The following is a 13,315-nucleotide window of genomic DNA, read 5'->3' as shown; positions in this document are numbered from 1 at the left end:
ATCGATATTAGGGACTGAAATGTTTGAGGGAGCGTTAGACTGATGGCTACGTCCAAAATGCACTTTACCGGTCAAATAAGTGATTTTGATCTACGCCTCCTTAGGGTTTTCAAGGTTGTGGTGGAGTCAAATAGTTTTACTGCTGCTGGCGTCGAGTTGAATGTCAGCAGATCAGCCGTTAGTGCCAGTATGCTGGACTTGGAACACAGGCTGGGCTTCAAACTCTGTGAGCGTGGACGTTCGGGGTTTTCCCTGACCGATGCTGGTCGGCAAATTTATGAAAACATGCAACAGTTGCTGGATTCGCTTGATACCTTTCGTGATCAGGTCAATGCTATTCATTCATCATTGAAAGGAGATTTAAGTATCGGTATTACTGATAACCTAATCACTGTTCGTCAAATGCGAATTGTGAATTCGCTGCAACGTCTTAAGCGAGAAGCTCCGGATGTGAAGATAAATATCAGGATGATGCCGCCGAATGAGATTGAAAAAGGCGTGCTCAATGGTTTCTTTCATATAGGGATTGTCCCGACGGCGCGTGAGCATGCTGGACTGGAATACATTCCTATGTACGATGAAAAGCTGGGGCTGTACTGCGGTGAGCAGCATCCTCTATTCAACACCCCTGAAATTGAACTCACACCAAAATCGATTCTTGAACATGATACTATAGTCCCAGCCTATGCTCAGCCAGAGTACATGCAACACATTTATCGTAAGCATAAAATAGCAGCCACAGTGAGTGATAGGGAAGGTGCTGCTTTTTTGTTGATGACCGGTTGTTTTATTGGCTATCTTCCAACTCATTATGCAGAAAATTGGGTTAGGGAAAACTCATTTCGCCGACTGCTTCCCAGGGAGTTCGATTATTCAATTAAGTATACAGCTATCACCAAGAGCGGGAATCATAGCGACCTTGTACTTAATAGTTACCTGACCGCATTGCATGGCACCGAGTATTAAATGGTTGTCGTGGAGCACTAATTATTGTGCATGGCGGGGTGGCACCCAAGCCTCCGAAGCACGAGTAGGCTCGTGAGTTACGGACTAACGTTTATACGGTAGGATGTTCCGCTAATACAGCCTCTGTTTGTTCTTAGGAAGAGTGTCCTGAAGCCTTGTAACGGCACTACTGAGCTCAAGAGCTAACCAAACATGCAAACATGCGGATTTCGCTTTGGTTAGCTTGAGAGAGCAGAATATATCCACGTTTTTGAGCACATCCTCAACTCGTCATCATATCTTACCAAATCTGGGTAGCTGTTCATCCTGCTCCCAGCCTTCCTTTTGTTGCGATACTTATTGGATTGGCTTGACCCCCTTGAAGGCTCTTGTTGCTGGAATCGCAAGTATCAAGCGGTAGGTCAGGACGAGGATTGATACGGTTTTGCAACATAAACTCATGGATTATCGAAACATATCGTCGCTTGTGTTAAATAAGTGTTTTATATATGTTTACATTATTGGTGGTGGATAAACGGAAAGCCATTCTTAGTTACCTTACGAAAGAGAAGAGTATGGGTTATTAAAAATATGGTCTGCTCACAAAGTAAGGTTCAAATGGGGACTGTTTTTCCAGTTGTAAAATATATGGCTGAGGTCAAATCGAACAGGCCTCCAATAAGGATATGCCAAAAAATTCATACTCACTTCGAGTAAAAATCTATATTAAAAAAGGAGAGTTAATATGATTTCATTATCATTAAAAACAAAAAAGTTTGTTAAGAGTATTATCGCCACTTGTATGATTGCCTTGACCATTCCCTCGACCTCTATGGCAAGCAACGAGAGTTTTCGCTTTAAAATCGTTAACACTGACGGTAATGAAGATTCCCCTGTTGGAAAGTCTGTCCAGCTCTGGGCTGAACTTCTGAAAAAAAAATCAAATGGTCGTATGAAAACAAAGGTTTACCACCAAGGTCAGCTGGGAAGCATTGGAGAAGTTTTTGACCACATGATCAAGGGTAATGTGGACATGATCCTATCTCAGCCCCTTACGTCATATGATAAGCGTGTCGGGGTGATGAGCCTACCCTATCTGTTTTCTAATTTGGAGCAGGCTGCAGACGCTTTTGAGAAAGATGGATGGATGACGAAAATTGTGGATCCTCTCTTTGCTGATATAGGAATCAAACACTTTGGTCCCTATCCCTTTGGTTTTGGCGGTGTTGCCACTAAGGGTCGGTATGCCCGCAACTATGAGCAGGCTCAGGAAATGAACCTGAAGGTGCGTACAATTCCAACGTTCCCAAATCCACAAACTGTCCAGGCCATGGGCTTCCACTCCGTACCGCTGGACTGGAACGAAGTCTATACCTCGATTCAGACGGGAGTGGTAGATGGTGACTCCGGTAATATCATCTACTGGGATTATGAGTACTTCGGCGATCAGCTCGATTACTTCGTTCATACAAAGCACTTATTTTCCTTCTCATCTCTTATGATGAACAAGGATACTTGGGACATGCTGGATGAGGAGGATCAGCAGATCATAGCCTCTGCTGCGCAGGAAGTTATCGCCAAGCAGTTTAAAGATGCCAAGGCTGAAGACGAAATGTGGATCGAAAAAGCTCAGAACGATGGCATGGAGTATTTCGAGCCATCTGCCGAAGAGCTGAAGAGCTGGATGGAACCTGTTCGTGAGATAGTTTGGCGTGAGGCAGAGAAAGAGTTTGGAACTCAACTCATGCAACGCATTCGAGATAATGCACCAGATAGTCAATAAGTGAATTTAAGGGAGTCGCTGAGAAGCGGCTCTGGTCTTTATTACAGGAGTACAAGATCATGGATTGGTTATTTAGGTTTACTGATAAACTTATTGATATCTTGTTTAAACCACTTGTTGTGTTGATTGGACTTTTTATCGCTGTTTCCTTTGTCATAGGTATCGTATCCAGAGCCCTATTTGGTGAAGGTCTTTTCGGGCTGGAAGAACTGATTCTATTGTCAGTAATTTGGTTCTACATGCTGGGAGCATCCATTGCATCTCAGGAGCGATCTCACCTTCAGGCGGATTTTATTCCCATTATATTTAAAAGTGAAATCGTCATATGTTCTTTCCAGATTTTATCCACCATTATTTCTATTGTGATGGCTTTCTTGTTCGTCAATTGGAGCTATGATCTTGTTGAATGGGGGGTGGTGAAGAAACAATCAACGCCGGTGTTTTCCATTCCTTGGTATGTCTCTCAGGCAAGCCTTCTGGTTGCTTCATCGCTAATGGTGTTATACCTTCTCAGGGATCTTTTTGCTGATATAAAAAATTTTCTAGCTATTAGAAAGAAATCAACAACCCAGGTGTCTGTTTGTAAAAACGGTAATTTTTAAGGAAATAGATATGGGCGCTTTAATAGCCATTGGCATTGTCATCTTACTGATGACAATTGGTGTGCCAGTCGTGTTCTCATTCATTGGGATGACGGTTGCACTTTCGATTATTTATGATATTGAAGTATCAACATTGATGACTACGGGATTTTGGTCAATCAATTCCATTATTCTAATAGCGCTGCCATTGTTTATCATGACTGGTTACCTGATGCAGGCTGGAGGTATGGCAGCAAGATTGGTTCATTTTGTAGAAATACTGGTAGGACGTTCAAGATCCGGCATGGGCTCTTCAATGGTTGTTGCCTGCGGTATCTTCGGTGCTATCTCAGGCACCGCATCTGCTGCAGTGGCATCCATCGGTTCGATCATGATTGGCCCAATGGAGAAGCACGGGTATGATCGCCCTTATACTAGCTCGCTTCTAGGTATCTCCTCGTTGCTGGGGTTATTGATCCCGCCTAGTATTACGATGATTTTATACGCAGTGGTAACCCGTCAATCCGTTGCCGCCTGTTTCTTGGCTACGTTAGGTCCTGGCATTCTGCTAATATTTTTTCTTTGCGTCTATAATAAGATTCGTATGCGCCTGCATCTGGATCCCAGCCCGGAAAAAATGACTGTTAATGAACGCTTGCAGGAATTGGGTAACAGTGGCTGGAAAGCTCTGCCGGCACTTTTCCTACCAATCATTATTCTTGGTGGTATCTACGGTGGTATCTTCACACCAACCGAAGCTGCTGCGGTTGCAGTTGCCTATGCGATTCCGGTGGGACTGTTTATCTATCGTGAACTAGACTACAAGAAGATATTTCGCTGCCTGATTGAAGCGGCTGCAACTACCGGCGTTATTCTAGTCATACTGATCTTCTCCTTTGTATCAAGCCGCATTTTGACCTTTGAGGGCGTTCCTGAGCAGTTAACGGATCTTCTTATCGATCTATTCGATAACAAACTTATGATATTGCTGGTTATTAATATTTTTCTTATCTTACTCGGCATGATCATGGACGATATAAGCGTGATTGCCATCGCCAGCCCGCTGCTGTTGCCGGTGATGGTGGAGATGGGAATCCATCCGGTTCACTTTGCCGCAATTATTGGTACAAGTGTGGTAATTGGCTGTAATAGCCCGCCTATGGCCCCCATTCTTTTTATGTCCTGCAGAGTGGGCAATGTGGGTATGTCACAAGTATTGCGCCCGGCGCTGAGCTTGATGGTATTCACAGCTCTCCCGGTGATGTTGATCACAACCTATTGGTCACCTCTTGCGTTGTACCTGCCCAAATTGTTGGGATACTTGCAGTAAATGAAAATAAGACTTCGACCCTAAGGGTCGAAGTCTTTAAACTAAAGGTGCGTTAGAAGCCAGCCTTTCAGTTTCAATAGCTCGTACTCTTTATCTGAATGTTTCTTATGCGTAAAGTAATGAACATAGTTACCCAGTGTTACAGATTTGCTCACTGGCCTCACTAATTCTCCGCGTTTTAATAGATCTTCAATCAGATGAGCCCAGCCTAGTGCAATGCCCTGATGATCAAGAGCCATCTGAATCAAGAACTGATAGCTACTTGCGGTCAGTAGCTTCTCACCCTTATGGTTATCTTGATTGTTATCAATACCGCAAAACTCAAGCCACTGCTTCCATCCGAAACCTTGGTTGGCTTGAGAGCCCTGAAGATGAAGAAGATCCGCGTCTTTCAGGTGGTTAACATCAGTAATTTCAGGATGTTCACTTAAATATTTAGGGCTACATACGGGGAAAACCTTATCACAAAAAAGAGCCGTTGATACATAATCATCACAACGTGATGGTTCCAGGCTAATGTATCCGTCAATACTGGTATCGTCAGCCATCGACTTGCTGTCATCTATTGAGTATATGGTTAGGTCTATATCAGGAAATTCTTTTATAAAGTTGCTCATTTTTTTAGCCATCCACAGCACCGAAAAAGCGTGAGTCATGGCAATTGTTAATTTTTTACGATGAGTGGTGTTATTATTTTTTCGACATTCGCTAATTTCTTCGACGGTCTGATATATATGAGAAAAGCATATGTAAGCAGTTTCATATAACTTTCTGCCCTCCTCCGTTAACTCAATTGATCGGCCAACACGAGCAAACAAACTGACATTCAGATGTTCTTCCAACTCTCTTACTTGGCGGCTAACTGCTGACTGTGTCACACATAAGGCTTTAGAGGCATCAGTAAAGCTTTTATAGTGTGCCGAGGCCGCAAAGGCTTTCAGGGCAGTTAGCGAAGGTAAACCATTGAAAAATGGGTCGGGTTTAATGTCACTTTTCATTACTTAAAGTCCCTCTTTTTAATGATATTTTGTCGCTAGTGCAATCTGTTATGCCGATGTATGCTCCATGTTACTACATGATGAAACCTTTAACCACGGATCCCAACTATGAAAGTTAACGTCACCCCCAAAGAAATATCAGACGGCGGATGGTTTGCAACACTTAATAAAGTACCAGAACCGCGTGTCCTCAATACTGATATAGAAACAGAATGGCTTGTTATTGGCGGTGGATGGGTCGGTATTAGTGCTGCTCGCCGACTGGCAGAGTTAAACCATGAGGACCGCGTTGTTTTAGTGGACGCTGGCCGAATTGGTAATAATGCCGCAGGACGTTGCGCTGGCTTTGCGATAGATTTAGCGCATAATCCACGAGCCAAAAACTTTGCAGACAATGAAAAAGGCAATATCGAAGAAAGCTTGGTAAATCGGGAAGGAATACGCTACCTTACAGATGCTGTTGAAGAATATAATATTGAGTGTGACTGGAGTCCTGAGGGTAAAATCCATTCAGCAGCGACATCCCATGGCGAAGCTTGCCTGAAAAGTTTTGCAAACGCTCTGGATCGTATCGGAGAATCCTACGAGTGGTATAACGCTGCGAAGATGCAGGAAATAACCGGCAGCCATCACTATCATTTAGGTCTTTTTGCACCTGGAACCATTCTCATGCAGCCGGCTGCTTTGCTTCGTGGCTTACAGGACAACCTGCCAGAAAATGTCACCGTTTATGAGAATACACCGATAATAGAAGTAAATTATGGTAAAGACTCGCATGTTTGCCTTACGAAGTCTGGAAAGATAAAAACTAAAAAAGTAATTTTAGCCAACAATGGCTGGCTTTCGTACTTTGGCTTTTTTACTGGCCGGGCTATTCCTATATACACTTACGCAAGCATGACACGTCAGCTGACTGCTGAGGAGTTATCACGGCTAGGTGGACGTAAAACCTTCGGTCTCATCCCTGCAGATCCCTTTGGCACAACTGTGAGAAAAACTGCTGACAACCGACTTTTTATACGAAATGTTTACAGGTATGTTCGTGATTTTATAACCACAGAGAGTGATGTCGCAGGAGCAAAGGAAAGACACCAAATATCTTTTGATGCGCGTTTTCCCGCAATATCAAATATTGGTTTTCAATACACATGGGGTGGTGCTCTTTGCCTTTCACAGAACAGTGGTGGTACTGTTTTCGGCGAGTTGGCCTCAGGCGTGTTCGGCGCAGGTTTCTGTAATGGCACTGGACTGGCTAAAGGTGCTATATACGGAAAAGCAATAGCGGAGTTGGCATCCGGAAAGAGCTCAAGAACAATTGACATTCTTAACTCTAGAGTAAAACCAGGCCCAACCCTGCCTCGTTTTATTCTTGAAGCAGGCGTGCGTATCAATACAGCGTACCGTTTTCATAAGGCTGGCCCAGAAGCCTAGTCTAATTAACTTAGCAACGTAATTGCATGGAGAACTTAAATATGGCGAACTTACATGGCGTATGCTTGGCACTGCAGACCCCGTTCAATAATAACGGTAGTATCAACTATGATCGATTTGCCGAGCTTATCGATGGTTATATTGAGGCAGGTGTGCATGGAATGGTCGTCAGCTCAGGGTCTGGACAGCACCCTTATCTGACTGAGGATGAATGTAATAAACTACTTGCTATTGCTGTGAAAAGAATAGATGGCAGGGCCTCTGTCATCATGCAGACTTCAGCCCTTAATCAAGACGAAGTGATTCGGCGATCTGTTGCTGCACAGAGTCTTGGCGCTGAGGCGTTGATGATTCTGCCACCTTTCTTCGAGGGTCCCAGTCACGATGCAGGCATTCTGAAGTTTTATGAGACAATTGATAAAGCTGTCAGTATCGATATTATTGGTTACAATATTCCCGCGGCAACTCAAGTAGAAGTATCACCTTCACTTTATAGACAATTGTTGGAGCTCGAGAATTTCAACTATATCAAGGATAGTGGTGGTGACCTAGCAAAAACCCAGCAATTGATAGCGGTAGGTGGGCGAGTGCTTAATGGGGCTGACACCATAGCTCCGTTTGCATTTATGGCCGGTGCTGTTGGTGCAATCTGGGGTGGGGCAAATTTCATGCCTAGAGAATGTGTCGAGTTATATGATTTGGTCAAAGCCAATGAGTATCAAAAAGCGATGACGCTCTGGGCGAAGATGTTCCCTTCGCTGGCTTACATCTGGGATAACGACTATATTCCCGCAGTCAAGGCAGCATGCCGGAATATGGGCTTTGATGGCGGTACTGTTCGAGCACCTTTGACCGAAATATCTAAAGAGTCCGAAGCTTCCTTAATACAAGCACTGGCTCACTTGAAATAAAAAACCCAGTGGTCTGAAAGCTAGATATCAGACCACTTTGTTTATATTGGTTAATTTAATTGAGCTGTCTATATCCTAAGGAAACCTTAAGGGATTAAAAGATTAATGAGGGAGCTAAAAGATGAAAGATAGAGAATATTATCACATCCTTACCAAAAAATTAAAATATCCTGCAGGAAACTTTATAAATGGTTCCTACATGTCTGCACAGTCAGGAGAGACACTGGCAACGATCAATCCTGCTACTAATAAGGTCCTCACGACGATTGCTGCAAGCAACGAGTTCGATGTAAATGCAGCCGTCGCCAATGCTCGCGAAGTATTTAATAGTGGTGTGTGGTCCGAACTCCATCCATCCAAGAGAAAGTCCATACTGTTACACTTCTCCCACCTAATCCGAGAGAACCTGGAAGAGCTGGCCGTATTGGAGAGTCTTGACAGTGGTAAGCCTATTGCTGACTGCTTGAATGTTGATGTACCTGAAACCGCCAACTGTATCGCCTGGCATGGCGAGGCACAGGATAAATTATACGATCAGATCTCCCCCTCTGGGAACGATGCTCTGGGGATGATTGTTAGAGAACCGATTGGTGTTGTTGGTGCCGTCTTACCTTGGAACTTTCCGCTACTAATGACGGCCTGGAAATTAGGCCCAGCACTTGCAACCGGAAACTCTGTGGTAGTTAAACCATCAGAAATGACTAGCCTCTCAACGCTGAGGCTGGCTGAGCTGGCGTTGGAAGCAGGCATTCCCCCTGGCGTATTCAATGTGGTGACCGGAACCGGGGCTGCCGTGGGGAGCGCACTGGGTCTGCACCATGATGTTGATGCAATCTCCTTCACTGGCTCAACAGCAACCGGCCGCCGATTTCTTGAGTATTCAGCTCAAAGCAATATGAAACGCGTTGTGCTGGAAACTGGGGGTAAAAGCCCTTGTGTTGTATTTGAAGATGCCGATCTGGATCGTGTCGCGGAGCACCTGGCCTGTAGTTTCCTGGGTAATATGGGGCAAACCTGTACCGCCAACACACGTCTGATAGTGCACAATTCCTGTAAAGAGGCTCTACTATCCCGACTGAAAGTAGAATGTGACAAGTGGAAAATTGGTGATCCCCTTGATCCACAGACACGTTTGGGGCCACTGGTCAGCAAAGAGCACCTTTCAAAGGTTACCAGCCTTATCCAAAAAGGAAGGGATGAGGGTGCCGAGGTAATCTTTGGCGGAGACCTTGCCGTGGATACTGGGTACTTCTTGTCACCGATTATTTTCGATAATGTGAATAGCAACATGACCGTATCCCGCGAGGAGATTTTTGGTCCGGTTTTATCGGTGCTGTCATTTGACACTGAAGAGCAAGCCATTTCACTGGCTAATGATACAGAGTATGGCTTGGCCGCATCACTATTTACTAATGACCTTACTCGCACCCACCGGTTGTCGCGGAAAATTCAGGCCGGTACCGTATCAGTCAACTGTTATAGTGAAGGGGATATATCCACTCCTTTTGGTGGCTATAAATTGTCAGGTTTTGGTGGCAAAGACAACGGCGTTGATGCTCATGATCAATATTCAGAGAAAAAGACTATCTGGATCGATCTCTCTTCCTAATTTTCATCAGTGGAGCATCAGTAAAAGTATATTTGTTCATGCTGTTCAATACTGTCTATTCCTCTTAGGGATATTATGTAACACAAGAAATATAGGGCATTGCAAGCGGACGAATCATGGACGTATTTTACTAACCGAATATTACTAAACAGCTGTTCCAAATAGTAGATCAATCAAGACAGCGGGGGGACGGCTAAACTGCCCCTCCACGCCAAGAGGTACAAAGTGCTTAGCTGCGGAGGCGTTACCGCAATCAGGAGCAGTTGTTTCACTTTATCATCAGCTAATAGCTATTTATCGGGATGGAAAGAAAATGATCGACCTTACAGGAAAAACAATCCTGGTTACTGGTGCTACAAAAGGCATCGGGGCTGAGATCGTCAGGTCACTTCATGCTGCGGGTGCCTCTATCGTGGGACATTACGGCAATGACAAAGCCAGTGCAGATGCATTGCTCGCAGAATATCCCAAGCGACTCTACCTGATCCGGCAAGATCTGGCGAAATCCGACGGGGCAGACAGGCTATGGGCAGAAACCCTTAACTTGATCGGCAAGGTGGATGTGCTAGTCAACAATGCCGGAATCTATGTAGAGACCCCACTCGACAAAACCGACAAGTGGCAATCCGGCTGGGAGACCAACCTTCAGGTCAATCTACGTGCGCCGGCCGACCTTTGCCGACATGCTATCAAGCATTTCGAGAATAACGGCGGAGGGATTATTGTCAATATGGCTAGCCGTTCGTCGCATCGAGGTGACGGGCCTGACCACCTTGCCTACGGCGCAGCCAAGGGCGGCCTGATGGCACTGACGAAAGGCATCGCACGTGGTTATGGGCACCAGGGGGTTCTCGCCTATGTGCTCGCGCCGGGTTGGGTCCGAACTGCCATGGCCGAAGACCATATCGCGGCCGTAGGAGAAGATAAGGTCGCCGAGCACTTGCCGCTACGTGAAGTAACGCCGCCCTCGGATGTCGCCGCTATGGCCACTTTTCTTGCCAGCGGTCTCTGTCGACATGCCACAGGATCCACAATCGATATCACCGGTGCAGACTACGTGCGCTGAGCTCGTTGACACCCGGGGGGAACAGGCAGTTAGCCACAGATCAGGGGCCCACGAACGGATCGCTTAAGCCATAGAGGCCGAGCTTCGGGTGCCTCTGGATCCGCCTTCGGCACCGGCGCCCCGATGACCGTCAAGCTGTAGTGCGCAACGGCCATTTACCTGAACATATTGAGCGGTGTCGGTGCAGTCGAGAGTAGCGAGCATGGGCGCAAAGAGCGGGTTGCGGATGGTTTATCACCACAACTAATAAAATTTATCTAAAACCCAATCTTCAAACTTTTTCAGTGCTTGAGAGGGCAAGCTCTTCGACGAGTAACTTAAGTAATGCTTTCGCTCTGGAAAAATAATTTCATTGTTTAATGGCCTGATTAGCTTGCCTCGACTTTCAAGGTTTTCTGTGAGATGTTTCCAGCCAAGTGCAATGCCGTGTGAATCTAATGCCATCTGGATAACAAACTGATAGCTGTTGCTGGTGAGATCATTTGCTCTGCCTAAGTCATTCTGTAAAAAGTTCACATCGAAATATTTAAACCAGGAACTCCAGTCAAACTCTTCCATGGCGTGAACTCTATAGATAGAGTTGAGATGAATCAGTGGATGACTACATAAATCAGACAGTGTATTTATACCAGGATGTTCTTCGATATATTCTGGGCTGCAAACAGGGTAAATAGTGTCGTAAAAAAGCGCGATATTATTAAAGTCAGGGTTATTAATCATTCCTGGGGAAATGAAAGCATCGACATACACACTCTCGTCAATTGAGTTGAAGTCATCAATGGAAATTAAACATATATCGACATCTGGATGCCTGCTTCTAAAGTCCGGCAAGTTGTTTGCCATCCAGAGTGTCGAGAAAGATGGTGTCGTGCATATAACCAATTGATTTGTATTCTTTTTTGAATTTTTTGACTTTATTTGATTGCTTGTATATGAAATTGAATTGAAGGCATATTCGACGGTTTTGTAAAGAATTTCGCCGTCAATAGTAAGTTCTAGTGCTTTCCCAAGCCGATTAAATAACTGAGTATTAAGGTTCTCTTCAAGATCTCTAACTTGACGACTTATTGCTGCTTGGCTGACACATAATGCTTCAGCCGCACGCGTAAAGCTACTGTACTTTGCCGCCGCCGAAAAAGCCTTTAAGGCAGTAAGAGATGGCATTTGTACCAAAGTTCTATCTGGACCAATCATATTTTTCATAACTTCAGGTTGTTCTGATGACAGAAAAGGTTTCTTTTCAAATTATTATATGGATTATAGCATTAAGTCTGAACTTTTCCCTGTTAAACGAAGGTTTTTATGAAGTCGGTAACTAAAAAAATTGATGTCCTTCCTAGGGAGGTCACTGATAGTGGTTGGTTTGCAACCCTTGATAAGGTAAGCGAGCCTAATATCCTGAAAAAATCAGTAAATGTTGATTTTCTTGTCATTGGCGCAGGCTGGGTAGGTGTTAACGCCGCGAGACGATTGGCAGAGCTTAATCCTGATAAAAAGGTGGCGCTTCTTGATGCTGGTCGGATAGGTAATAGTACCGGCGGTCGTTGTGCGGGTTATGCTATTGATTTGGCACACAATCCGCGCAAAAAAAACTTTGCCGAAAGCGAACAGGATAATATTCAGGAGTCGTATATCAACAGAGAGGGTATTGCCTATCTGAAAAGCGCTGTTGATGAGCTCGGTGTCGACTGTGACTGGAGTCCTCAGGGAAAGATACATGTCTCTTGCAGTGATCGTGGTGATAATTGTCTCAAAGAATTTGCCCGTGCCATGGATCGCATTAATGAACCCTATGAGTGGTATGAGTTTGATAAGTTAAAAGAAATTGTTGGCACATCATATTATAGAAGAGGCTTATTCGCTCCTGGAACTGTTTTACTGCAACCTGCTGCTATGCTCCGGGGGATTGCAGAAAAGCTTCCAGAAAATGCGGTTGTTTATGAAAACAGCCCGGTTATTGAGATTACTTACGGCAGTCCCATGCATAAGTGCATTACTCCGGAAGGCGAAATTAGTGCCCACAAAATCGTAATGGCCAATAATGGGTTTATCTCCTATTTCGGTTTCTTCGAAGGAAGAAACATCCAGGTTTATACCTATGGCAGCCTAACCAGGCCTCTGACTAAACCGGAACAGAAGGAAATAGGTGGGCAAAATACATTTGGGTTGATCCCTGCAGATCCATTTGGTACTACAGTGCGCCGTACTGTGGATAACCGCTTATTTATTAGAAATATCTATAAATACGCTCATAATTGTCAAACTTCATTAAGCATGATTGAAAAGGCCAGAGCGCGGCATCAAAAATCATTTGATGTACGTTTTTCTGAAATTTCAAATATAGGATTTGAACATTCATGGGGCGGAGGTTGTAGTTTGTCTATGAATGGAGGAACGGTATTCGGTGAAATTTCCGAGCGTGTTTATGGGGCTGCATTCCTGAATGGAACAGGCGTATCCCGTGGTGCAATTTATGGTAAAGCCATTGCAGAGTTAGCTTCTGGTCAATCATCAAAAGCTATCAGCATTCTATCTTCCCGAGCCAAACCTGGCCGTTCATTACCTAGAGTTATTCTAGAGCCGGGAGTAAATATGAATACAAGTTATCGCCTGCTAATGGCAGGTAAAGAAGTCTGATAAAACATATGTAAAAGGAGAGTA

General features: G+C 44.6%; 11 protein-coding genes. 9 read left to right on the top strand and 2 right to left on the bottom strand.

All coding sequences use genetic code 11. The annotated features are described in order from the left end of the window. The first annotated feature begins 42 nt into the window (after positions 1-42). The 4 genes from B6S08_RS06820 to B6S08_RS06805 all read left to right on the top strand — a co-directional run bounded on the left by B6S08_RS06820 (position 43) and on the right by B6S08_RS06805 (position 4,639). Complete coding sequence (locus B6S08_RS06820) at positions 43-966, top strand: LysR family transcriptional regulator (protein ID WP_094199976.1); 924 nt, start codon at positions 43-45, stop codon at positions 964-966. A gap of 724 nt (positions 967-1,690) precedes the next feature. Beyond that, a complete protein-coding gene (gene dctP, locus B6S08_RS06815) occupies positions 1,691-2,728 on the top strand; it encodes a TRAP transporter substrate-binding protein DctP (protein ID WP_211284167.1) in 1,038 nt (345 codons plus the stop codon). 59 nt (positions 2,729-2,787) lie between these two features. After that, on the top strand, positions 2,788-3,330 hold the full coding sequence (locus B6S08_RS06810) for a TRAP transporter small permease (RefSeq protein ID WP_094199975.1): 543 nt from the start codon (positions 2,788-2,790) through the stop codon (positions 3,328-3,330). Between the two features lie 10 nt (positions 3,331-3,340). Beyond that, positions 3,341-4,639, top strand: a complete 1,299-nt coding sequence (locus tag B6S08_RS06805) for a TRAP transporter large permease (protein WP_094199974.1) — start codon at positions 3,341-3,343, stop codon at positions 4,637-4,639. A 41-nt stretch (positions 4,640-4,680) separates the two neighbouring features. Here B6S08_RS06805 and B6S08_RS06800 read toward each other — a convergent pair whose 3' ends face one another. Next, positions 4,681-5,637: a LysR family transcriptional regulator gene (locus tag B6S08_RS06800; protein ID WP_094199973.1), complete on the bottom strand. Its 957-nt coding sequence runs from the start codon at positions 5,635-5,637 to the stop codon at positions 4,681-4,683. A gap of 108 nt (positions 5,638-5,745) precedes the next feature. Here B6S08_RS06800 and B6S08_RS06795 point away from each other — a divergent pair, with 108 nt between their 5' ends. The 4 genes from B6S08_RS06795 to B6S08_RS06780 all read left to right on the top strand — a co-directional run bounded on the left by B6S08_RS06795 (position 5,746) and on the right by B6S08_RS06780 (position 10,654). Continuing rightward, the gene (locus tag B6S08_RS06795; RefSeq protein ID WP_094199972.1) at positions 5,746-7,068 is read left to right on the top strand and encodes an NAD(P)/FAD-dependent oxidoreductase; all 1,323 of its coding nucleotides are present in this window, start codon (positions 5,746-5,748) and stop codon (positions 7,066-7,068) included. 41 nt (positions 7,069-7,109) lie between these two features. Continuing rightward, positions 7,110-7,979, top strand: coding sequence for a dihydrodipicolinate synthase family protein (locus tag B6S08_RS06790; protein ID WP_094199971.1), 870 nt, complete (start codon positions 7,110-7,112; stop codon positions 7,977-7,979). A 121-nt stretch (positions 7,980-8,100) separates the two neighbouring features. After that, the gene (locus B6S08_RS06785; RefSeq protein ID WP_094199970.1) at positions 8,101-9,588 is read left to right on the top strand and encodes an aldehyde dehydrogenase; all 1,488 of its coding nucleotides are present in this window, start codon (positions 8,101-8,103) and stop codon (positions 9,586-9,588) included. A gap of 313 nt (positions 9,589-9,901) precedes the next feature. Beyond that, positions 9,902-10,654 carry an SDR family NAD(P)-dependent oxidoreductase gene (locus B6S08_RS06780; RefSeq protein ID WP_094199969.1) on the top strand — a complete coding sequence of 251 codons (753 nt, stop codon included), beginning with the start codon at positions 9,902-9,904 and terminating at the stop codon, positions 10,652-10,654. A gap of 243 nt (positions 10,655-10,897) precedes the next feature. Here B6S08_RS06780 and B6S08_RS06775 read toward each other — a convergent pair whose 3' ends face one another. Continuing rightward, positions 10,898-11,857, bottom strand: a complete 960-nt coding sequence (locus tag B6S08_RS06775; RefSeq protein ID WP_094199968.1) for a LysR substrate-binding domain-containing protein — start codon at positions 11,855-11,857, stop codon at positions 10,898-10,900. A gap of 99 nt (positions 11,858-11,956) precedes the next feature. Between B6S08_RS06775 and B6S08_RS06770 the strand changes: the two genes are divergently transcribed. Next, complete coding sequence (locus tag B6S08_RS06770) at positions 11,957-13,291, top strand: NAD(P)/FAD-dependent oxidoreductase (protein ID WP_094199967.1); 1,335 nt, start codon at positions 11,957-11,959, stop codon at positions 13,289-13,291. Positions 13,292-13,315: the final 24 nt, after the last annotated feature.

Origin of the sequence: Oceanimonas doudoroffii, assembly GCF_002242685.1 — a bacterium.
Classification (GTDB): Bacteria; Pseudomonadota; Gammaproteobacteria; order Enterobacterales; family Aeromonadaceae; genus Oceanimonas; species Oceanimonas doudoroffii.
The sequence above is the reverse complement of the archived record's forward strand: the minus strand, read 5'-3'. Positions and strand labels throughout refer to the sequence as shown.